Annotated in this window: 17 protein-coding genes and 3 pseudogenes; 9 read left to right on the forward strand and 11 right to left on the reverse strand. The window is 72.3% G+C overall.

The annotated features are described in order from the left end of the window. The first annotated feature begins 512 nt into the window (after positions 1 to 512). From ACH5AC_RS28585 to ACH5AC_RS28600, 4 genes are all read left to right on the forward strand, one after another. Positions 513 to 1,565: a sugar ABC transporter substrate-binding protein gene (locus ACH5AC_RS28585; protein ID WP_398865068.1), complete on the forward strand. Its 1,053-nt coding sequence runs from the start codon at positions 513 to 515 to the stop codon at positions 1,563 to 1,565. Positions 1,566 to 1,730: 165 nt separating this feature from the next. Then, positions 1,731 to 3,308, forward strand: coding sequence for a sugar ABC transporter ATP-binding protein (locus ACH5AC_RS28590; RefSeq protein ID WP_398865069.1), 1,578 nt, complete (start codon positions 1,731 to 1,733; stop codon positions 3,306 to 3,308). A gap of 2 nt (positions 3,309 to 3,310) precedes the next feature. Continuing rightward, positions 3,311 to 4,354 (forward strand): ABC transporter permease, encoded by a 1,044-nt coding sequence (locus ACH5AC_RS28595; RefSeq protein ID WP_398865070.1) that lies wholly within the window; start codon positions 3,311 to 3,313, stop codon positions 4,352 to 4,354. A gap of 85 nt (positions 4,355 to 4,439) precedes the next feature. Continuing rightward, on the forward strand, positions 4,440 to 5,141 hold the full coding sequence (locus tag ACH5AC_RS28600; protein WP_398865071.1) for a FadR/GntR family transcriptional regulator: 702 nt from the start codon (positions 4,440 to 4,442) through the stop codon (positions 5,139 to 5,141). A 325-nt stretch (positions 5,142 to 5,466) separates the two neighbouring features. Here ACH5AC_RS28600 and ACH5AC_RS28605 read toward each other — a convergent pair. Continuing rightward, positions 5,467 to 5,685 (reverse strand): annotated as a pseudogene (locus tag ACH5AC_RS28605) (universal stress protein); the annotation flags it as partial. A 556-nt stretch (positions 5,686 to 6,241) separates the two neighbouring features. Here ACH5AC_RS28605 and ACH5AC_RS28610 point away from each other — a divergent pair. From ACH5AC_RS28610 to ACH5AC_RS28620, 3 genes are read left to right on the forward strand one after another with little or no spacing between them, the layout of a single operon-like run. Continuing rightward, positions 6,242 to 6,847 (forward strand): hypothetical protein, encoded by a 606-nt coding sequence (locus ACH5AC_RS28610; protein WP_398865072.1) that lies wholly within the window; start codon positions 6,242 to 6,244, stop codon positions 6,845 to 6,847. After that, on the forward strand, positions 6,844 to 7,041 hold the full coding sequence (locus tag ACH5AC_RS28615; protein WP_398865237.1) for a hypothetical protein: 198 nt from the start codon (positions 6,844 to 6,846) through the stop codon (positions 7,039 to 7,041). The genes ACH5AC_RS28610 and ACH5AC_RS28615 overlap by 4 nt, the downstream gene beginning before the upstream one ends. A gap of 16 nt (positions 7,042 to 7,057) precedes the next feature. Then, a complete protein-coding gene (locus tag ACH5AC_RS28620; RefSeq protein ID WP_398865073.1) occupies positions 7,058 to 7,978 on the forward strand; it encodes a DUF1918 domain-containing protein in 921 nt (306 codons plus the stop codon). Between the two features lie 100 nt (positions 7,979 to 8,078). Here ACH5AC_RS28620 and ACH5AC_RS28625 read toward each other — a convergent pair whose 3' ends face one another. The 7 genes from ACH5AC_RS28625 to xylB form a co-directional block, all read right to left on the reverse strand. Beyond that, complete coding sequence (locus ACH5AC_RS28625; protein ID WP_398865074.1) at positions 8,079 to 8,660, reverse strand: fibronectin type III-like domain-contianing protein; 582 nt, start codon at positions 8,658 to 8,660, stop codon at positions 8,079 to 8,081. Between the two features lie 352 nt (positions 8,661 to 9,012). Beyond that, positions 9,013 to 9,225 (reverse strand): hypothetical protein, encoded by a 213-nt coding sequence (locus ACH5AC_RS28630; protein ID WP_398865075.1) that lies wholly within the window; start codon positions 9,223 to 9,225, stop codon positions 9,013 to 9,015. A gap of 257 nt (positions 9,226 to 9,482) precedes the next feature. Continuing rightward, positions 9,483 to 11,006, reverse strand: a complete 1,524-nt coding sequence (locus ACH5AC_RS28635) for an aldehyde dehydrogenase family protein (protein ID WP_398865076.1) — start codon at positions 11,004 to 11,006, stop codon at positions 9,483 to 9,485. 342 nt (positions 11,007 to 11,348) lie between these two features. Continuing rightward, positions 11,349 to 12,641, reverse strand: a complete 1,293-nt coding sequence (locus ACH5AC_RS28640) for a GAF domain-containing protein (RefSeq protein WP_398865077.1) — start codon at positions 12,639 to 12,641, stop codon at positions 11,349 to 11,351. A gap of 154 nt (positions 12,642 to 12,795) precedes the next feature. Then, positions 12,796 to 13,395, reverse strand: a complete 600-nt coding sequence (locus ACH5AC_RS28645; RefSeq protein WP_398865078.1) for an N-acetylmuramoyl-L-alanine amidase — start codon at positions 13,393 to 13,395, stop codon at positions 12,796 to 12,798. 257 nt (positions 13,396 to 13,652) lie between these two features. Further along, positions 13,653 to 14,861 (reverse strand): ROK family protein, encoded by a 1,209-nt coding sequence (locus tag ACH5AC_RS28650; protein WP_398865079.1) that lies wholly within the window; start codon positions 14,859 to 14,861, stop codon positions 13,653 to 13,655. Positions 14,862 to 14,875: 14 nt separating this feature from the next. After that, entirely contained in the window at positions 14,876 to 16,315 is a 1,440-nt protein-coding gene (gene xylB, locus ACH5AC_RS28655) for a xylulokinase (protein WP_398865080.1), read from the reverse strand. A 151-nt stretch (positions 16,316 to 16,466) separates the two neighbouring features. Between xylB and xylA the strand changes: the two genes are divergently transcribed. Continuing rightward, on the forward strand, positions 16,467 to 17,633 hold the full coding sequence (gene xylA / locus ACH5AC_RS28660; protein WP_398865081.1) for a xylose isomerase: 1,167 nt from the start codon (positions 16,467 to 16,469) through the stop codon (positions 17,631 to 17,633). Between the two features lie 157 nt (positions 17,634 to 17,790). Then, entirely contained in the window at positions 17,791 to 18,168 is a 378-nt protein-coding gene (locus tag ACH5AC_RS28665; protein WP_398865082.1) for a hypothetical protein, read from the forward strand. Positions 18,169 to 18,299: 131 nt separating this feature from the next. Here the strand turns inward: ACH5AC_RS28665 and ACH5AC_RS28670 are convergent. The 3 genes and pseudogenes from ACH5AC_RS28670 to ACH5AC_RS28680 all read right to left on the reverse strand — a co-directional run. Then, a pseudogene (locus tag ACH5AC_RS28670) lies at positions 18,300 to 18,779 on the reverse strand (esterase-like activity of phytase family protein); the annotation flags it as partial. 83 nt (positions 18,780 to 18,862) lie between these two features. Beyond that, positions 18,863 to 20,167 carry an SWF or SNF family helicase gene (locus ACH5AC_RS28675; protein ID WP_398865083.1) on the reverse strand — a complete coding sequence of 435 codons (1,305 nt, stop codon included), beginning with the start codon at positions 20,165 to 20,167 and terminating at the stop codon, positions 18,863 to 18,865. Beyond that, a pseudogene (locus ACH5AC_RS28680) lies at positions 20,167 to 21,075 on the reverse strand (DEAD/DEAH box helicase); the annotation flags it as partial. The gene ACH5AC_RS28675 and the pseudogene ACH5AC_RS28680, both read right to left, overlap by 1 nt. Positions 21,076 to 21,080: the final 5 nt, after the last annotated feature.

The raw sequence follows: 21,080 nt of genomic DNA on the forward strand, positions 1-21,080 counted from the left end.
GCCACCCGCGATTCGTCAGGGCCGACGCCCGTCAGGCTTTTGTCCGTGTTCATCGCCTGTCATCGGATGTTTCACGGCACCGCGACTGTAAAGGCAACGAGTTCGCCTGACAAGGCAGACCTCGGATGTCTGTCCCTGGTCCGGAAAACAAGGGGGTCAGAGGGCAAGGCGACCGCACATGCGGTCCCTCAAGGGTGGGCCGACATGGGGTCAGCCTCCGATGAATGAGCGACTGACCGGGAGGAGCGTCAGGTGAATTCCGTGGATGCTCACCCCCTTGTCAACGCTGGCAACGTCGTCGTAACGTCCTCTGCGTCCGAGATTCATCCGAGGAATCACCATCCAGCGCTCGGCTGCTCCGCCTCCGCACGCTCGGACACCGGCTGACCCCGTCCCCATCCCACCGGGCGCGGCTCGCGCACACACCGTGCCCGACCGTGACGTGTCCGGCCGGCCGTCCCGCCCTCGCGGCGATACGGCCTCCCTGCCCTGGCTAAGGAGATCACACGGCCATGAAGCTCGCTCGTACCCGCTCCACCGCCGCAGCCACCACCGTCGTCCTCGCGGTGCTGGCGCTCGCCACCACCGCGTGCAACCGCGAGAGCACCGACTCCGGCGCCTCGGGCGGCAAGCCGGCCGTCGGTATCGACCTGCCCCGTTCCGACTCCGACTTCTGGAACTCGTACGCGCAGTACCTGAAGAAGGACATCAAGTCCCAGGGCATCAACGCGCTGCCGTTGAGCAACTCGCAGAACGACGTCACCAAGCTGGTGGCGAACGTCCAGGTCTTCCAGAACACCAAGGCGAAGGCCATCGTCATGGCCCCGCAGGACACGGGTGCCATCGCCTCGACCCTCGACAGCCTGTCGGCTGCGAAGATCCCGGTGGTCAGCGTGGACACCCGGCCCGACAAGGGCGATGTGTACATGGTGGTGCGGGCGGACAACCGGGCGTACGGCACCAAGGCGTGCGAGTTCCTCGGCGAGAAGCTCGGAGGCGAGGGCAAGGTGGCCGAGTTCCAGGGCGCCCTGGACTCGATCAACGGACGCGACCGCTCCGAGGCGTTCGCCGAGTGCATGAAGGAGAAGTTCCCGAAGATCAAGGTCTTCGAGCTCCCCACCGACTGGAAGGGCGATGTCGCCTCCGCCAAGCTGCAGTCGCTGCTCGCCCAGCACCCGGACCTGAACGGCATCTACATGCAGGCCGGCGGAGTGTTCCTGCAGCCCACCCTGGCACTGCTGGAGCAGAAGGGCCTGCTCAAGCCCGCGGGCGAGAAGGGGCACATCACGATCGTCTCCAACGACGGCATCCCGCAGGAGTTCGACGCCATCCGCAAGGGCCAGATCGACGCCACGATCTCCCAGCCCGCCGACCTCTACGCCAAGTACGCGCTCTACTACGCCCAGGCCGCCGCCGACGGCAAGACGTTCCAGCCGGGGCCGACCGACCACGACTCCACCATCATCGAACTGCCCAACGGCCTGGAGGACCAGCTGCCCGCACCGCTGGTCACGAAGGAGAACGTCGACGACAAGACGCTGTGGGGCAACAACATCGGCCAGTGACCGAGCGGTCCGCCGGCCGGTTGCGGGGGCGGGACATCTCCCCTCCGCCCCCGCCCCCGCGACCTCCGCGGCCGTACACCTGACCGTCACGCCCGCACGCGTCCGCACGCACTCGTCGACTGGCGCATTCCTGACCACATCCGTACGCAAAGGACGGTAACCAGCATGGCGGACACCGCGACCGCCTCGGCGATCGACACCGGGAGTCCGGCCCCCGTGGCCGAGGCGACCGGGATCAGCAAACGATTCGACGCCACCGTCGCACTGCGCGACGCCCGTATCACCATCGCCGCAGGCGAGTCGCACGCCCTGGTCGGACGCAACGGCGCCGGCAAGTCCACGCTCGTGTCCATCCTCACCGGGCTGCAACAGCCCGACACCGGCACCCTGCGCTTCTCGGGCCGGCCGGCCCCCACCTTCGGCGACATCGACGCCTGGCGCTCCCGGGTCGCCTGCGTCTACCAGCGTTCCACCATCCTCGGCGAACTGACCGTCGCCGAGAACCTCTTCCTCAACCGGCAGAGCCCGCGGGCACTGCGCCCCATCCGCTGGAAGGAACTGCGCCGACGTGCCGAGGACCTCCTCGGCGAGTACGGCGTCGATGTCGACGCGAACGCCCGGGCGAGGGATCTGACGGTCGAGCAGCGGCAGTTCGTCGAGATCGCGCGCGCCCTGTCCTTCGGGGCGCGCTTCATCATCCTCGACGAGCCCACCGCCAAACTCGACGCCCGCGGCATCACCCGGCTCTTCGACAAGCTCCGCGACCTCCAGCGCCAGGGCGTCGCCTTCCTCTTCATCTCCCACCACCTGCAGGAGGTCTACGACCTCTGCACCACGGTCACCGTCTACCGCGACGCACGCCACATCGTCACCGCACCCGTGGCCGAACTCGGCCACCATGCCCTGGTGGAGGCCATGACCGGCGATTCGGTCACCCCCGGCGCGACCCCCGCGGACGATGCCCCCTCCCCCCGGACCGCCGCCAGGGAACTGCTGACCGTCGAGAACCTCACACTCCCCGGCGCCTGCCGCGAGCTGTCCCTCACGGTCCGCGCGGGCGAAGTGGTCGGGCTGGCCGGTGCGACGGCCAGCGGCAACGTGCAGGTGGGCGAGGCCATCGCCGGTCTGCACCGGCCCGAGGCCGGCCGGGTCTCGGTCGACGGCCACGGCGTACGCGGCGGGAGCGTGCCGGCGGCGCTGGCCGCCGGAGTCGGACTGGTGCCCGAGGACCGCCACCTCCAGGGCCTCGTGGGCGACCGCAGCGTGGCGGAGAACGCGACCCTGACGGTCACCGACCAGCTGGGGCCGTTCGGTACCGTGCTGCCCGCGCGTGCCAGGAGTTTCGCCCGGCGGATGATCGAGGATCTGGACATCAAGACCCCGCACGCGGCCGTCCCCGTCTCCGCGCTGTCCGGCGGCAACCAGCAGAAGGTCGTGGTCGCCCGCGCCCTGGCCACCGACCCCCACGTCCTGGTGGCCATCCGCCCCACCAACGGCGTGGACATCAGATCCAAGGAGTTCCTCCTCGGCCGGATCCGGCAGGTCGCCGACGCCGGGAAGGCGGCCGTGATCGTCTCCGACGAACTGGACGACCTCAAGGTGTGCGACCGGGTCGTCGTCATGTTCCACGGACGGGTGGTCGGCGAGTTCGACCGCGGCTGGACCGACGAGCACGTGGTCGCCGCCATGGAAGGCGTCGCCGGCACGACCGCCGCATCAGAGACCGAAGAGCACGGAAGGTAGCCATGTCCGCCACCACAGACGTCACCGAGCCCGCGACCAGCGCGGATCAGGCGCCCCTCGCCGACCCCGCCCGACGCGGCCTCGCCCTCGGTCGCTTCCGCGACCTGTCCCTGGTCCCGGTCATCCTCGTGCTCGGCCTGATCGGGTTCATCGTCTCCCCGGCCTTCCTGACCGCGGACAACCTCATCGGCGTGGCGCAGCAGTCCACCGAACTCAGTCTGCTCGTCCTCGCCACCGCGCTGATCCTGATCGCCGGCCGGATGGACCTGTCCCTGGAGTCCACCATCGGTGTGGCCCCCGTCGTCGCCGTATGGCTGGTCCTGCCCAGCAGCGGCGGGCGGTTCACCGGCCTCGGCCTCTTCCCCGAGTGGATGGCGGTTCCGCTCTGCCTGCTGACCGGCGTCCTGATCGGCGCCGTCAACGGCTTCCTCATCCTCAAGCTGCGGCTCAACGGGTTCATCGTCACCCTGGGCGGTCTGACCATGCTCCGCGGCCTGCAGGTCGCCCTGTCCGAAGGCCAGTCCATCGTCGACCTGCCGCCCTCCTTCACCTACCTGGGCAAGGCGTCCTGGCTGGGCGTGCCCGCCGCCATCTGGATCTGCGCGGTGCTGTTCGCGATCGGCGGCAGCGCGCTGGCGTGGCTGCGGCACGGCCGGGCGCTGTACGCGATCGGCGGCAACGCGGAGGCGGCCCGCACCGCGGGCATCCGCGTCGACCGGATCGTCTGGGCCGTCCTCATCCTCGGCAGCGTGCTCGCCGCGTTCGCCGGCATCCTCTACAGCGGCCACTACGGCTCCATCTCCGCCACCCAGGGCAGCGGCTGGATCTTCCAGGTGTTCGCCGCGACCGTCATCGGCGGGGTCAGCCTCAACGGCGGCAAGGGCTCCGTCGTCGGCGCCCTCACCGGTGTGCTCACCCTCCAGCTCGTCGTCAACGTCATGACGCTGGCGGGTGTACCACCACTGTGGAACCAGTTCCTCAACGGCGCGATCATCATCGTCGCCCTGATCATCTCCCGCTTCGCCTCCGGCGAGAAGCAGGAGTAGGCGCAGTGCGCGGTCGGCTCCGCCCAGGGTTCCGCAGGGGACCGGGCGGAGCCAGCCCGTGTGCACCAGGCAGAGAGGCCCGCCCATGGCACTGACGGACGAGGCAATGGACAAGATCAAGGCGATGATCGTCGCCGGCGAACTCGCCCCCGGTTCCCGCCTGCCCAAGGAGGAGATCCTCGCCGGACAGCTCGGCCTGTCACGCAACTCGCTGCGCGAGGCGGTCCGGGCGCTGACCGCGATGCGGATCCTGGTCACCCGGCAGGGCGACGGCACCTACGTGTCCAGCCTGGAACCCCATCTGCTGCTGGAGACCCTCTCCTTCGCCTCGGACGTCTCCCAGGGACATACGGCCCTCCAACTGCTCCAGGTACGCAGACTGCTCGAACCGCAGGCCACCGGCCTGGCCGCCGCTCTGCTCACCCCCGAGGACCTCCAGGAACTCCACGACATCCTGCAGCGCGCCCGGTCCGCCGCCACGGTCGAGGAGTTCGTCGCCCAGGACATCGCCTTCCACCAGCGCATCGTCGACGCCGTCGGCAACCCGGTGCTGTCCATGCTGCTGCGGGTGCTCTCCACCCGCACCCAACGGGTCCGCATCGTCCGGGGCAGCCGCACCGAGCGCGCCGTGGAGCACGCCCACCGGGAACACGACGCCATCCTCGGCGCCCTCCGGGCCCGTGACGCCCTGCTGGCAGCATCCGCCGCCACCGTCCATGTCACCGCCGTCGAGCAGTGGCTCGCCGCCAGCCTCGTCGACTCGCCGAGACCGAGGGCGGGCTCCTGACTCCCCTCGGTCCCAGTCCGCCTCCGCGAGGGCAACGGCCACAGCCGCGCCGTGCTCCGGGCCGCCGGGATCGAGCACGCGGACGCCTTCGTCCGACATCCACGCCCGCGCGCCGCCTCCCTCGCCATGGACCTGGAACAGCTCGGCGCCCCCGTGGCCGGCTTCTTTCGGAAGCGGCTCGCCGTCGCGCCGGGCACTGCACCGGAGCGCGGAAGCGTCGATCAGAGGCACCGACCGCACTGATCTCCCGCGGAGGCCGGGCTCAGTCATGAGCGACCACGGCCGCCGGGCAGTGCCCGTGATGAACGGCGGCCTGCGGTTTCAGGGCCAGGACCACTCGGTTCCGGGCGTCGTCGGCGACCAGGCTGCCGACGATGGTCAGTCCAGGGTGGTGTGCTTGGAGTTCCGCCCGTGCGGTGTGCGGCAGACGCTTCGCCCAGTAGTCCTGACCAACTTCCGACTTCTCGGCCTCGCCGGCGTCCCAACGGGCAGCGGCAGGACTCTCGGGTGAGCCGTCGAGGCCCACGGCGACGACTGGTTGCATGGCGGCGGCCTCCATCCCGTAAGAAGCTGGAGATGACGGTGAGTGTCGGTGAACGAGTCCGATGGCGTGGACTGGCTGGACGTCGCCGGCCTGCCGAGCAAGGTGCGTCTCTCCTTCGAGGAGTACCCCAATCTCCTCCACGGCGCAGGTGGACCTGTGGAGGAGGCCGGAGGCACGGAGTCCGGCACGAGAGGAGACAGGGGCCGTGGCGATTCCCCTGGTGGTCGGCATCGACGGGTCCGGGGCGAGCCTGGAGACGGTGGACTGGGCCGCCGGCGAGGTGGTCAGCGCCGCTTCGGAACGGGCGCGGTCCCACACCGGGACGCCCGGTTCGGGAGCGTGGTCGTCGGGGCCGAGGAGGGGGAGGGCAGCGGCTCGGCAGTGTGGCGCGCCAGGCGCTGCTGGAGGCCGCCTCAGGGCGGACCTGGCTGATCAATCATGCGGTACTCCATCACGCGCCGTGTCCGGCCTCGGTCGCCCCCAGACATGACCGCGACCGGGGGAGACGGACCGCGCCGGGTGGGGGAGTGGACCAGCGAATGCTGGAGGCTGACTCATGAGCGCACGAGACCCGCAGCACATGTCCGGTCCGCCCTCGCCGCGCAGGGAACACGCAGCACAGAAGGCGAACCCCCTGAGACGTACGTCCGACAGGTTCGAATCCTGGTTCCGCCGCTTCCTGATGTGCGTCCTCGTCCTCGGACTGCCGGTGGCCGCGATCAGCGCGGGGCTGGCCGCGTACGAGTCCTCCATGCGCACCGTGTACGCCCAGTCGGCGGCGCGCCAGGAGATGACCGCCCGCCTGACGTCGAACGTCAAGGGCGACACCGAGGTGGCGAAACAACAGGCGCAGGTCCGCTGGACGGACGGGAACGGCACGGTGCGGACCGGAACGGCGCTCGTGGAATCGGGAACGCCCAAGGGCGCCGCTGTGCGGGTGTGGGTGGACCGGGAGGGCCGCCTCACCAGTCCGCCGATGACCGAACTCCAGGCCAGGACGAACGGCTGGTTCGGGGGCGGTATGGCGGCGGTCGCTGTGGTCGCAGGGGTCCTCGCGGCGCGGTCCGGCATGCGTCGCCTGCTGGACCGCCGACGGTATGCGCAATGGGACACCGAGTGGGATCTGGTCGAGCCGCTGTGGTCCGCGCGCTTTCGCCGGTGACGGGCAAGGAGACGGGACGGGAGCCGAGGGAAGTGGCGGTGATGTCCGACGCGACGACCACGGATCTGTACGAAGTGACGATGGCCATGCCCTACCTGCGGGAAGGGATGACCGGCCCGGCCACGTTCAGCCTGTTCGTGCGCGACCCGCCTCGGGAAGCGCGCGGCACGTTTGGATACAGCACCGTTCTCTGAGGAGAGGGCGACGATCATGCGAGCTCACCTCGGCGACCAACTCGTCATCGAAAGCCCGACAGCCGGCGCCACCAGGCGCGACGGCGAGATCGTCGGACTTCACCATGAGGATGGAACACCCCCCTACGACGTGCGCTGGTCGGACACGGACGAGGTGACGCTCGTGTTCCCGGGCCCCGACGCACACATCCGTCATGTCGAGCACGGGCAGCCAGACACCACCCCTGTGTCCTCCCGGCCGGATACGGGGGAGGCGGAGACCGCCTCCGCGGCCGCTCGGCCGGGGACGCCCAACCCCGGAGTCATCGGCCGGCGGGTGGCCGTGGAACGCCACAGGCAGGGGCTAAGCCGGGAGGAAACAGCCCGCCGCGCCCGCATGTCGCCCAGTTACCTGGCCTACCTGGAGGAACACCCCGCCGACCCCAACGTGGCGACCCTCATCAGGCTCGCCGACGCGCTGGGCACCACCGCCGCGACTTTGCGCGGCGGAGGCATGGATCTGCCACCCGGCCAGGGCCACGCCCTGCTGCACCCTCAACTGCGGGAGCTCGCCCCGGAGGAATGCCGCACCCTGCTCTCCACACACGGCGTGGGGCGCATCGCGGTGTCGGCGCCCGACGGACGCCCCGCGGTCGTCCCGGTCAATTACGACGTCGTCGATGGGGCGATCGTCTTCCGGACTGCACCCGACTCCGTGCCCGCGGCGGCTGTCGGAGCGGAAGTGGCCTTCGAGGTCGACCACGTCGACGAAGCGATGAGCCAGGGCTGGAGCGTGCTCGCCGTCGGCCCCGCGAGCGTCGTCACGGAGCCCGACGCCGTGCGCAGGCTCACCCAACGCGCCCACACCACACCATGGGCGGGCGGTGAACGCGACATGTGGGTGTCGATCCGGCCCACGAGCCTCACAGGCCGCCGCATCACTCCGGCCGACCAGTAGGCGGCCACGTCTCCCCGGGCGTGTCCGGATCGGCCGACTGGCGGGAAGACGTACGACACCACGGTGCGGCGGCCCCCCCACGATCAACTCGTCCTCCGCCTCAGTGAGATGCCGTGCGGTGAGGGTGTTCAGGTGTGCGGCCTGACCGGCAAGGAACGTGATGATCTGCGGGGGCCGATGGCCGGTCACTCGCCGGCGGACTGCCCGTGCCGCTCCTGCACGGCGACGTTGGCGGCCGTGCGGCGAGGCGTGTCGGCGGCCCGCTGCGTGTCAGGGCGCAGCGGGCCGCGGTCAGCCCGGACAGCATCGCGGAGGTCAGCGCGGGCCTGACCACGGGGTGGCCGAACCAGTCACGAACGGGTGAGTCGAGGGTGAGCGGCCGCGCGAGCGTGTCCCCGGGCAGGTCGAGGACGGCGGTGGCGACGACGTCGTGCGCGTTGTCGGCCAGGTGCACCTGGTACCGGCCGGGCGCGACGGTCCAGTCGTCGCGGCTGATGTCCCAGTAGGCGAAGGCACGGCGGTCGAGTGCGATCTCGACGGTGATGCTCGCGCCAGGGGCGAGCGCGACCTTGGCGAAGCTGCAGTACATCAGGACCAGGAAGACGAGCACGTGCGCCGACGCGCACATCGTCGACGCCGCGCTGGCGGACTGGATCGCGGCCGAACCCACCTCGGGCCGCATCACCGGCACCTGGGGATACCACCAGGTCCGACCGGATGGCGAAGATGGCCGCCCTGCTGGGACGGGACGCGGACGCGCGTGAGTACCGCGACCTCGCGGCCGCCAGCAAGGAGGCCGTTCAACACCGCGTTCTACAACTCCGCGCCCGGCCGCTACACCAGCGAGGGCGACGCGGGCACGACCGGCGCGACCCAGGCGGCCCAGGCCCTCGCGCTCGACGCGGGGCTGGTCCCCGAGGGCGAGCGCGAGCGGGTCCTCGACGCCCTGGTCGAGCTGGTCCGCGGATTCCAGCCGTTCGGCGGCGGGCCCCACCTGAGCGGCGCCACCATAGGGCTCGCCCCGACCGTGCGCGCTACGGCTTCTTCATGGCACCGACCACGGCGACCCCGGGGGCCTGACGACCATCCCCGAGCACTGGGGCATCGACGCATCGAAGAACCACATGATCCTTTTGCAGATCGAGGAGTGGTTGCACGGCGGCCTGGCCGGCATCCGGCAGGCTCCCGGTTCCGTCGGCTACCGCGACCTGGTGGTCGATCCACGCGTCGTCGGCGACCTCACCCAAGCCGAAGGGAGCTACCGGACCCCCCTATGGCAAGGCGGCAACGGAATGGACCCTCGACAAGGGCACCTTCCGGCTGACGGTCGCGATCCTCCCGAACACCACGGCCGAGGTGCGGGTGCCGACGGGTGACCGCAGCGTGCACGCGACCGGGGGCGCGCGGTTCCAGCGCATCGACGGCGACCGGGCCGTCCACCGCGTCCCGTCGGGGACGTACGTCTTTGTTCGGCCACCGTCCTGCAGGGCCTTCCAGCGGCTCGTCAGAAGAAGCCCAGCTTCTGCGGCGAGTACGACACCAGGAGGTTCTTGGTCTGCTGGTAGTGCTCCAGCATCATCTTGTGGGTCTCGCGGCCGATCCCGGACTGCTTGTAGCCGCCGAACGCCGCGTGCGCCGGGTACGCGTGGTAGCAGTTCGTCCAGACGCGGCCCGCCTGGATCGCCCGGCCCGCCCGGTAGGCCGTGTTGACGTCGCGGGTCCACACACCCGCGCCGAGACCGTACGCCGTGTCGTTCGCGATCTTGATGGCGTCGTCGAAGTCGTCGAACGAGGCCACCGAGACCACCGGACCGAAGATCTCCTCCTGGAAGATCCGCATCCGGTTGTCGCCCTCGAAGATGGTCGGCCGGACGTAGTAGCCGCCCTTCAGGTCGCCGTCCAGCTCGGCGCGTTCCCCGCCGGTGAGGACCTTCGCGCCCTCGTCCCGGCCGATGTCGATGTAGGAGAGGATCTTCGCGAGCTGCTCGCTCGACGCCTGGGCGCCGATCATCGTGTCGGTGTCGAGTGGGTGGCCGGGCTTGATCAGCTCCGTGCGGGCCACGGCCGCCTCGAGGAAGTCCGGGTAGTTGCCGCGCTGGATCAGCCCGCGCGAGGGACAGGTGCACACCTCGCCCTGGTTGAGCGCGAACATGGTGAAGCCCTCCAGGGCCTTGTCCCGCAGCTCGTCGTCCTTGTCCCACACGTCGTCGAAGAAGATGTTCGGCGACTTCCCGCCCAGCTCCAGGGTGACCGGCTTCAGGTTCTCCGCCGCGTACTGCATGATCAGCCGGCCCGTCGACGTCTCGCCGGTGAAGGCGACCTTCGCCACGCGCGGGCTCGACGCCAGCGGTTTGCCCGCCTCCGGGCCGAACCCGTTGACGATGTTCACCACACCCGGCGGCAGTAGATCGGCGATCAGGCTCATCCAGTAGTGGATGGACACCGGCGTCTGCTCGGCCGGCTTGAGCACGACCGCGTTGCCGGCGGCGAGGGCCGGGGCGAGCTTCCACGCGGCCATCAGGATCGGGAAGTTCCACGGGATGATCTGCGCGACGACACCCAGCGGCTCGTGGAAGTGGTACGCCACCGTGTCGTGGTCCAGTTCGCTGAGCGAACCCTCCTGCCCGCGCACCGCGCCGGCGAAGTAGCGGAAGTGGTCGATGGCCAGCGGGATGTCGGCGGCCAGCGTCTCGCGGATCGGCTTGCCGTTCTCCCAGCTCTCCGCCACCGCCAGCGGCTCCAGGTACGCCTCCATGCGGTCGGCGATCTTCAGCAGGATGTCGGAGCGTTCGGTCGCCGACCTGCGGCCCCAGCCGGGTGCCGCCGCGTGCGCCGCGTCCAGCGCCTTCTCCACGTCCTCGGCCGTGCCGCGCGCCACCTCGGTGAACGGCAGCCCGTTCACCGGGCTTGTGTTCTCGAAGTACTGCCCGCGAGCCGGAGGCACATACTCGCCGCCGATGAAGTGGTCGTAGCGCGCCTGGTAGGAGACGATCGCGCCCTCGGTGTTGGGCGCGGCGTAACGGGTCATACGGGTGCCTCCCTCAGCAGCGCTGCCCGCCGTCGGGCAGCTCTCGACGGGAGGCTAGGGAGACGGACGTTGCGGAGACGTTGCGCGGACTCCAACGCCCCGCCGCTACCGCCCCCTCTGGGTCGCCACCACCGTCTCTCCACGTACGGCTGCCGTGCCTGGCCCGCGCCCTCACGGCTACTGCGCCTGGCCCTCCGCTCTTACTGGTTGGCGTGCTTGGGCTGTGCTTCTGGGCTGCTGGGCCTGGCTCTTCGTTCCTGCTGGTTGGCGTGCCCGGGCCGTGCTCATACGGCCGCTGCACTCGGCCTCGCTCCTACCGGTTGGCGCGCCCGGCCTCCGCACTTACGGCAGCCGTGCCCGGCCCGCCCACCCCGCCGGTGCCGTCAGTTCCGACTCCAGGGCCGTGAGGCGGGCCAGGCTCGCCGCCGTGGGTCGGATCGTCGTGAGCGCGCGCCATACGTCGAGGTCGTCCTCGCCCCACGGCGCGTGAGCCCAGTCCGCCAGCAGGTCGGGGTCGCCGTGGGCGATCAGGGCCGCGCGCAGACCGTCGGCGAGCCGGTCCCGCAGCCGCACCACAGCCGGCGCCTGCGAGGCCGGCAGCAGCGGCCCGGCGTACGCGGCCATCGCCGCCGTCACCGCGCCTGCCGCCAGCCGTCGCTCCACCACGGCGACGTCCGACGCGACCGGCACCGTCAGCCGGTAGGGCCGTGAGGCCAGCAGCTCGGCCCCCGCACCGGACCCCAGCACCCCGCGCAGCCGGGCGAGTTCGGCGCGCAGTGTCACGGGGGTCACCGACTCGCCCTCGTACAGCGCGCACAGCAGCTCGTCCCCGCTCAGCCCCTCCGGGTGCCGGGCCAGCAGTATCAGGATCTCGCTGTGCCGTCGGCTCAGCCTGATCGTTCGGCCGCCGGTGACCAACTGCGCCTCGTCCCGACCCAGCACGGTCAGCTCCGGTGTGTCGACGGCCGACGGCTGCGGGGCGAGCAACGCCAGCTGCGCCTCGGCGGCCCTGGCCACCGCCTGCACGAAGCCCAGGCTGTGCGGGTGCGCCAGCCCGTCCCCGCCGGTGATGTCCACCGCGCCGAGCACCCGCCCGGTGCGCGGATCGTGCACCGGGGCCGCCGCGCAGGTCCACGGCTGGACGCGCCGGACGAAGTGCTCGGCGGCGAACACCTGCACCGGCCGGCCCACGGCGACGGCCGTGCCCGGCGCGTTCGTGCCCACCGCGCTCTCCGCCCAGCGGGCACCCGGCACGAAGTTCATCCGGCCCGCCAGCCGGCGCGTCGCCGCGTGCCCCTCCACCCACAGCAGCCTGCCGTGCGCGTCGCACACCGCGAGCAGGTGTTCCCCGTCGGCGGCGAAGGTGCCCATCAGCTCCCGGAACAACGGCATCACCCGCGCCAGCGGATGTTCCGCCCGGTAGGCATGCAGATCGCCGTCGGACAGCTCCACGCTCGCCCCGGCGTCCGGCCCGACACCGGCCCGCGCGGACCGGCGCCACGAGTCGGCCACCACGGCTCGCACCGGCCGCGGCACCGTGCCCGCCTCGGTGAACGTCTCGTGCGCGCGCCGCAGGACCCGTACGCGCTCGGCAGGGTCGGCCCCCGGCTCCAGGGCCACCCAGGGATCGGTCAACTCGGCCTCCCGGACAGCGATGCGGCTGGGGACATCGTCATCCCGGGTGCGGTTGCCGACAACCGTTTCGACAGGCGTCACTCGAACGTGAGGTGTGGATGCCGGTCGGGCGGGGCAAGCCGCCCTGGCCCGCGGCGGGGCCGGCCGATCCAGGTCAGGCCCCGTTGACCAGCCGTATGTAGCGCGCCCAGTCCCAGTCGGGCCCGGGATCGGTGTGGTCGGTGCCGGGCACCTCGTGATGGCCGATGATGTGCGCGCGGTCCTTGGGTATGCCGTACCGGTCGCAGATCGACGCCGTGAGTCGCGCGGACCGCTCGTAGAGCACGTCCGTGAAATACGCCGGCCGGTCCACCCAGCCCTCGTGCTCGATGCCGATGCTGCGGGTGTTGTAGTCCCAGTTGCCGGCGTGCCACGCGATGTCCGCCTCACGCACGCACTGCGCGACATGGCCGTCGGAGGAGCGCACCACGTAGTGCGCGGACACGTCCTTCTTCGGGTTCTGGAAGATGGCCAGGGTTCCGGCATAGGCGGTCTGTGTGACGTGCACGATCACGAGATCGACGGGGTGCTCGACGGGGCGGTCCGCCGCCGTGTAGTTGGAGGCGTTCGCCGGCTGCCACTCGGCCGCGGGGTAGTCCTCGGCCCGGGCCCGCGCGCCGGCCCGGGGGGTGGGGAGCACCGCGTAGGGGACGGCGGCGAGGGCCGCGCCCTTCAGGAAGCGCCGCCTGGCGGCGCCGGAGCCGGCTCGTTCCACGGGATCGCCTTTCGGAAAACGGGTGCGTAGGGAGGCAGAGCGGGGTCTCGGGGCGGCGGCTGACGAAACGAGGCCGCCGTCCCACACACCGTCACCGTCGCCACGACTCGACGGCTGTGCCCCACGTGGATCACGGTACGGCGCCGGGAGGACACGCAGAAGGGCCGGAGGGAGATCTGTGGACGAGGGCCCGCTTGTGGACAACTCGCTCACCCGAAGGGGGAGTTCCGGCCGTACGACCGGCGCGTCCCGGCCCCTCAGCCCCGGCCCGTCACCGCCGCCGGATCGTCCAGCACCCCGCGCACCACCGAGTGCGCGGCCCCCAGCAACGGCCCCTGCGGCCCCAGCCGCGACACGGACACCGGGCACACCGGCCCCGCCGTGCGCCGCGCCAGCTCGGCCTCCAGCGACGGCAGCAGCCACGGCGCCAGCCCCGCCAGGGCGCCGCCGAGCACCACGCCCTGCGGGTCCAGCAGGTTCACTGCCCCGGTCAGCGCCACGCCGAGCGCCCTGCCCGCGTCGCGCAGGGCCCGCTGTACGTCCTCGTCGCCGTCGGTCGCGCGCCCGGCGAGCAGCCCGACACGGTCCTCGCCCAGCTCCAGGCCGGCCGAGCGCAGCACCGCCTCCTCACCGGCGTACTGCTCCAGACAGCCGCGCCCGCCGCACACGCACTCCGGGCCGTCCGGATGGACCGGCACATGCCCCAACTCGCCCGCGAATCCCCGCGTTCCGCGCAGCAGACTGCCGTCGACGACGACCGCGCCGCCGATACCGATCTCCGCCGACACGTGCAGGAAGTCGCTCGGGGTGTCCTGTCCGAGCCAGAGTTCGGCGAGCGCGCCGAAGTTGGCCTCGTTGTCGACGGTCAGCGGGAAGTCGCCGGGCAGCAGGGCACCGAGGTCCGTGTCGCGCCAGTCGAGGTTCGGGGCGCGGACGACGGTACGGGCGTCGCGGGCCACCAGGCCCGGCACGGCGACGGCGAGGCCGACCGGCCACAGCCCCTCGCCGCGGGCCGCGGCGACGACCTCGCCGATCAGGCCGTTCAGCTCGGCCACGACCGGCTCGGGGGAGCGCCCGCGGTTGGTGCCGTGCCGTACCGCGCGCGCCCGCACCTCGCCGCGCAGGTCCACCGCGCAGACCGCGAGGTGGTCGACGCCGACCTCCGCGCCGATCCCGGCCGGCCCGTGCCCGCTCACGGCGAGCGCCGAGCCCGGCCGGCCCACCCGGCCGGGGCGCTCCGGTCCCAGCTCCTCGAGCAGGCCGGTGCGTATGAGCTCGTCGACGAGGGTCGACACCGCTGCCCGGGTCAGACCGATGCGGGAGGCGACCGCGGCCCGGGACAGCGATCCCTCGGCGCTGACGGCGTGCATCACCCGGGCGAGGTTGCGCCGGCGCATGCCCTGCTGGGTGTCGGGCAGCGCTCGCCCCGGGCCGGACGGCCGGGCCTCGTGCAGCGGTGCGCTCATGCCTCCCTCAGCCCTCAGTCCGTGCCCCGCTCCAGCAGCGAAGCCGCGTCGGAGAGTACCCCGGAGATCCTGGCCAGCGCCGCCTCGTCCCGCTCCACGGCGTCCAGCACCGGTCCCTGCGCGGTGTTCCAGCGCCGGGCGACCGCGGCCGGGTCCTCGCCGGTCAGCAGACCGGCGGCCTGGGCGGCGGCGCCCAGCGCGACCAGCTCCTTCGCCTCCGGGACCTGGACCGGACGGCCCGACAGCCGGCGTACGGTCTGCTGCCAGGCCGTGCCCCGGGCGCCGCCGCCGATCAGCAGCAGGGGAGTGGAGCGGTCGGCGTCCTCGTCGAGGACGAGGTCGAGCGCGCCCAGCAGGGCGTGCACGGCACCGTCGTAGGCGGCCTGGAGGAGCTGCCCGGCGGTGGTGTCGTGGCGCAGGCCGTGCAGGAGGCCCGAGGCGTTCGGCAGGTTCGGGGTGCGCTCGCCGTCCAGGTACGGCAGGAGGGTGACACCGGTGGTCGGCTCCACTGCCTCGCGGTCCAGGCCGAGCAGGGCGGCGAGGCGGTCGACGGCGAGCGTGCAGTTCAGGGTGCAGGCCAGCGGCAGCCAGTCGCCGTGGGCGTCGGCGAAACCCGCCACCGTGCCCGTCGGGTCGGCGGGGCGCCGCCGGGACACGGCGTACACCGTGCCGGAGGTGCCGAGGCTCATGACCGGAGTGCCGGGCCGCAGCCCGAGGCCCAGCGCGGCCGCCGCGTTGTCGCCCGTACCGGGCGCGACCAGGGTGCCCTTGGAGAACGGCAGGTCATGGCTGTCGCGCACGGTGCCCGCGACCTCCCCGGGCCGCACCACGCGGGGCAGCAGCGCCGGATCCAGGCCCACATGGGCGAGGATCTCCGCGTCGTACGACTCGCTCCCCGACGCCCACCAGCCGGTGCCGGAGGCGTCGCCGCGGTCGGTCGTGCCCTCCCCGGTGAGCCGCTCGGTGAGGTAGTCGTGGGGGAGACGCACCGCCCTGGTCGCGCGCACCGCCTCCGGCTCGTGCTCGGCCAGCCAGGCCCACTTGGTGACCGTGAAGGAGGCGGCCGGGACCGACCCGGTGCGCTCCGCCCAGAACTTCGCCCCGCCCAGTTCCTCGGTCAGCCGGCGCGCCTGCGGGGCCGAACGCACGTCGTTCCACAGCAGCGCCGGACGCACCGGCCCACCCCGCTCGTCCAGGGTGACGAGCCCGTGCTGCTGGCCGCCGATCGACACCGCGGCGGCCTCGTGCGCCGCGTCACCGCACTGGCGCAGCGCCTCGCACAGCGCGTCCCACCACTGGCGCGGGTCACTCTCCCGGCCGGCCCCCGAGGACACGGTGTGCGGGGCCTGGCCGCTCGCGACGACCCGGCCGGTGGCCACGTCGACGACCAGCGCCTTGGTGGACTGGGTGGACGAGTCCACGCCGACGACGAGCGGACCCTCGGCTGCTGACATCGGGCTCTCCCTAGCTTTTTTCCACGAGCTTTTTTCACGGCTCTGCGGGATCTGTCTTCCCAGAGATGCGTCCGCATACTAATTTGTAAACGGCCATGACGAAATAGCCCCGTCACCCCCATCGAGCCTTCATCAAGCAAGGAGCCGCGGCATGAGCTACCAGCCCACCCCCGAGGACAGGTTCACCTTCGGCCTGTGGACCGTCGGCTGGCAGGGAAGGGACCCGTTCGGCGACGCCACCCGCCGAGCCCTCGACCCGGTCGAGACCGTGCAGCGCCTGGCCGAGCTCGGCGCGTACGGCGTGACCTTCCACGACGACGACCTGATCCCCTTCGGGTCCTCCGACACCGAGCGCGAGGCGCACATCAAGCGCTTCCGCCAGGCCCTGGACGCGACCGGCATGACCGTCCCCATGGCCACCACCAACCTGTTCACCCACCCGGTCTTCAAGGACGGCGCGTTCACCGCCAACGACCGCGACGTGCGCCGCTACGCCCTGCGCAAGACGATCCGCAACATCGACCTGGCGGTGGAGCTCGGCGCCAAGATCTACGTCGCCTGGGGCGGCCGCGAGGGCGCCGAGTCCGGCGCCGCCAAGGACGTGCGCGTGGCCCTCGACCGCATGAAGGAGGCATTCGACCTCCTCGGCGAGTACGTCACCTCCCAGGGCTACGACCTGCGCTTCGCGCTCGAGCCCAAGCCGAACGAGCCCCGTGGCGACATCCTGCTGCCCACCGTCGGCCACGCGCTCGCGTTCATCGACCGCCTGGAGCGCCCCGAGCTGTACGGCGTCAACCCCGAGGTGGGCCACGAGCAGATGGCCGGCCTGAACTTCCCGCACGGCATCGCGCAGGCCCTGTGGGCGGGCAAGCTCTTCCACATCGACCTCAACGGCCAGTCCGGCATCAAGTACGACCAGGACCTGCGCTTCGGCGCCGGCGACCTGCGCTCCGCCTTCTGGCTGGTCGACCTGCTGGAGAGCGCCGGCTACACCGGGCCGCGCCACTTCGACTTCAAGCCGCCGCGGACCGAGGACCTGGACGGCGTGTGGGCGTCGGCCGCCGGCTGCATGCGCAACTACCTCATCCTCAAGGAGCGCGCCGCCGCCTTCCGCGCCGACCCGGAGGTCCAGGAGGCCCTGCGCGCCTCCCGCCTCGACCAGCTCGCCCAGGCCACCGCCGCCGACGGCCTGGAGGCGCTGCTCGCCGACCGCTCGGCCTTCGAGGACTTCGACGCGGACGCGGCCGCCGCCCGCGGCATGGCCTTCGAGCGCCTCGACCAGCTGGCCATGGACCACCTGCTGGGCGCGCGCGGCTGAACATCCGCACACGCGTGTGCCGCCTGAGGCCCTGCTTCAGGACGAGGTGAGACCCGCGCACGGAATGCATCGGAATCGTGCCGTCCACGGCATGAGCCGGTGCCGACCTCCGCGCGCGGGGTCGCGTCACGCGCGGCCGGTCGCCACGCTGGACGGTATGGCCACGCCGCCCGTACCGCCCCGACCGCCCGGCCCGCCGTACGACACGCCACCGCCCCCTGCGGGCGGCGGCTTCGGGCCGCCTCCGCCGCGCCGCCGGAACCCGCTGTTCATCGTGCTCGCCGTGTTGGTGGCCGTCGCGGCCGTCACGGTGATCGTGCTGATGGCCGCGGGAGGTGACGACGGGCCGAAGAAGCCGCCCGCCGAGAGCCCGACGAGCACCGACTCCTCGCCCGCGCCGTCCTTCAGCCTGCCGACGCGGCTGCCCACCGCACTGCCGAGCGAGCTGCCGTCCCCACTGCCGACGGAGCTGCCGAGCGAGGTGCCCAGCGAGATCCGGTCACTGCTGCCCTCGATCGACGAACTGCTGCCGTAGCGGGGCGGTGCGCCAGCACGCGCGCGTGGAGCACCCGCCCGGCAGTGGACCGGCGCCGATGCGCTGGGGTGCCACACGCGCGCGTGGAGCACCCGTCGTGACCCCCACGCGCGCGTGCCCGGTCCGGCCGGTCACGCGCCCCGCGGCAGCCGCACATACACCGTCGTCTCGACGCCGCCGTCGACGAGCCGGCCCTGAGCGTCGAACGCGTCGGTGCCGGCCGCCACCCCGAAGTCGTGTCATCGACGAGCCCGAGCGTGCGGTGGTCCGGTGTCACGCGCGCGGTGCCCTCGATCTTCAGCCGCTTGGCCGGCACCGGCACCCCCGCCGCCGGGTCGTCGAGCTGCTCCAGCGACGGCAGGTCGCCGCGCCGTCCCAGGGGGCGCCCAGGATGTCGGCCTCGCGGCCCAGCCGCATGACCCCCTCGGCGCACTCCCCGACGAACAGCCGGTCGCCGCCCATCGCGACCCTCGAGGAGACCCTGAGCTCGGAGGTGTCGTCCTGACCCGGCCGACCACGCCCACCGGGTCGACGCGGTACGTGTACTCGGCGGTGACCGCCCGTTCCCGCGGTGAGAAACACAGCAGCCACGTGGTGAGGGACGCCCGCCCACCTGCACGTCCGGCACGCACCCGGGCTCCGCACCGCCGCCCGCCCCACGCGCCGGCCGATCGTCCCCGCGCGCCGACGGCGCCTAGGAGTCGCCTTCCTTGCCGGTGAGCCGCGCCGAGGCCAGAGCCGTCGCCGGATCCCTGGTCGCGTCGCCCGCGGGCACCCAGCGGCCCCGCTCCTTGCGGTAGGGCCACCAGCGCCCGTCCCGCCCCAGCCGCAGCTGGCAGGGAGCCCCGACCGCTGTCCACCGGTTGCCGCGCGCCCGCAGCACCGGCCGCTCGTCCCCTTCCCAGGCAGCCTCCAGAGCCGTACGCGCGCGTGCGAGCGATTCGCTCTGGACGGTCCACTCCTCCTCCAGCACCGCCAACGCTTCCGGTCCGCCATACCGCCAGGCCCGGACCGCGACGGCCAGTGCCTCCCGGCTGCGGCCCGAGCCCTCGGCGAGGCGGTCGGCGACCGCCGGGTGGGCGAAATCGTCCGCCGACACGTGCGGGAGACATCCGGCGGCAAGCCGTACAGCGTCCTGACCGACCGTCAACTCCTCAGGAGGAAGGGCTCGTTCCGCTCCGGCGCCCAGTGCCGCCGCCAGTAGTCGGTGCGCTTCGGTGGCTGTCCGCCCGGTCAGGAACTCCAGCGCGGCGGGGTCGACGCCCGGCGCGGGCCGGGCCTCGGTGTCCAGCGACTGCGCTGTGCCCGGCCCCTCGGGCAACTCCGGCAGCGTCGGAAGGGAGGGCAGGGACGGGGCGTTCGCGTACGCCTGCGCCGCGTCCACCCCGTCCTGCGCCGGTGCGGGCGGCTCGGCAGCCGGCGGGGCGGCACTGCGGGCCTGGAGGCCGTCCAGCACGGCCCGTTCGGGGCGGCCCCGCAGCAACAGCAGGACGAACGGATCCTGGTCCAGAAGCCGCGCCATCAGGTAGCAGAGCGCGGCGGTGTGCCCGCAGTGGTCCCACGCCCCGCAGCCGCACTCGGCCTCCAGATCGCCCAGCCCCGGCAGCAACTCGATACCGGCCGTCGCCGCGTCCTCGACCAGATGTGGCGGCATCTCGCGGTCGAGGAGGGCGGCCACATGACCCGCCCGCTCGACCGCCAGATCCAGGAAACGGTCCCACTGCGCCGTCGACAGCTCCTCCAGCAGGACATCGGCCCGATGCCCCGTGCCGTCCCGGTCCCGTACGACCCCCGTGATGCGGCCCGGACGTACCGACACCGCGCCCACGGCACCCGCGCGCGCGAGCCTGCGGCCGGTGCGCACCTGCTCCGCGTCCAGCGCGCCGTCCTCCAGAGCGGCGAGCCAGGCCCGGCCCCACCAGGTCTGCGCGAAGCCACGGCCGCCCGCCGGCGGCAGCGCGGCGAACGTACGCTGCGTCTCGTCGTCGTACCGGCTCATCACGCGCTCCCTCGCAGTTCCACCAGCTCGGCCAGTTCGGCGTCCGTCAGCTCGGTGAACGCCGCCTCGCCCGACCCGAGCACGGCGTCGGCGAGCCGGCGCTTGCGGTCGAGCATCTCGGCGATGCGGTCCTCGATCGTGCCCTCGGCGATCAGCCGGTGCACCTGCACCGGCCGCGTCTGACCGATGCGGTACGCGCGGTCGGTGGCCTGTGCCTCCACGGCGGGGTTCCACCAGCGGTCGTAGTGCACGACGTGCTCGGCCCGCGTCAGGTTCAGCCCCGTGCCTGCGGCCTTCAGCGACAGCAGGAACACGGGCACGTCGCCGTTCTGGAAGCGCTCCACCATCGCCTCGCGCTCGGCGACGGGCGTTCCGCCGTGCAGGAACTGCGTGGGCACCCCGCGCGCCGTCAGGTGTCGCTCGATGAGGCGTGCCATGCCGACGTACTGGGTGAAGACCAGGACGCTCGCGTCCTCGGCGAGGATGGTGTCCAGCAGTTCGTCCAGCAGCTCCAGCTTGCCCGAGCGCCCGGGGAGGATCGGGCGGTCCTCCTTCAGGTACTGCGCCGGGTGGTTGCAGATCTGCTTCAGGCCGGTGAGCAGCTTGACGATCAGGCCGCGCCGCGCCATGTCGTCGGCCGCGGAGATCGCCGCGAGCGTCTCGCGGACGACGGCCTCGTACAGGCCCGTCTGTTCCGTGCTCAGCGCGACCGGGTGATCGGTCTCGGTCTTCGGCGGCAGTTCGGGGGCGATGCCGGGATCCGACTTGCGGCGGCGCAGCAGGAACGGCGCCACGAGCCGGGCGAGCCGCTCGGCCGCGGCCGGATCCGCGCCGCCCTCGACCGACTGCGCGTACCGCGCGCGGAAGGTGCCCAGCCGGCCCAGGAGGCCCGGGGTCGTCCAGTCCAGTTCCC

Source organism: Streptomyces sp. NPDC018693 (genome assembly GCF_044391385.1).
Taxonomy (GTDB): Bacteria; Actinomycetota; Actinomycetes; order Streptomycetales; family Streptomycetaceae; genus Streptomyces.

Coding starts and splice junctions, on each gene's coding strand:
- ACH5AC_RS28665 (WP_398865082.1), top strand. CDS start 17,791: ATGGCCACGCCGCCCGTACCGCCCCGACCGCCCGGCCCGCCGTACGAC.
- ACH5AC_RS28650 (WP_398865079.1), bottom strand. CDS start 14,861: ATGAGCGCACCGCTGCACGAGGCCCGGCCGTCCGGCCCGGGGCGAGCG.
- ACH5AC_RS28635 (WP_398865076.1), bottom strand. CDS start 11,006: ATGACCCGTTACGCCGCGCCCAACACCGAGGGCGCGATCGTCTCCTAC.
- ACH5AC_RS28610 (WP_398865072.1), top strand. CDS start 6,242: ATGAGCGCACGAGACCCGCAGCACATGTCCGGTCCGCCCTCGCCGCGC.
- xylA (WP_398865081.1), top strand. CDS start 16,467: ATGAGCTACCAGCCCACCCCCGAGGACAGGTTCACCTTCGGCCTGTGG.
- ACH5AC_RS28585 (WP_398865068.1), top strand. CDS start 513: ATGAAGCTCGCTCGTACCCGCTCCACCGCCGCAGCCACCACCGTCGTC.
- ACH5AC_RS28675 (WP_398865083.1), bottom strand. CDS start 20,167: ATGAGCCGGTACGACGACGAGACGCAGCGTACGTTCGCCGCGCTGCCG.
- ACH5AC_RS28620 (WP_398865073.1), top strand. CDS start 7,058: ATGCGAGCTCACCTCGGCGACCAACTCGTCATCGAAAGCCCGACAGCC.
- ACH5AC_RS28595 (WP_398865070.1), top strand. CDS start 3,311: ATGTCCGCCACCACAGACGTCACCGAGCCCGCGACCAGCGCGGATCAG.
- ACH5AC_RS28600 (WP_398865071.1), top strand. CDS start 4,440: ATGGCACTGACGGACGAGGCAATGGACAAGATCAAGGCGATGATCGTC.
- ACH5AC_RS28625 (WP_398865074.1), bottom strand. CDS start 8,660: ATGCGGCCCGAGGTGGGTTCGGCCGCGATCCAGTCCGCCAGCGCGGCG.
- ACH5AC_RS28590 (WP_398865069.1), top strand. CDS start 1,731: ATGGCGGACACCGCGACCGCCTCGGCGATCGACACCGGGAGTCCGGCC.
- xylB (WP_398865080.1), bottom strand. CDS start 16,315: ATGTCAGCAGCCGAGGGTCCGCTCGTCGTCGGCGTGGACTCGTCCACC.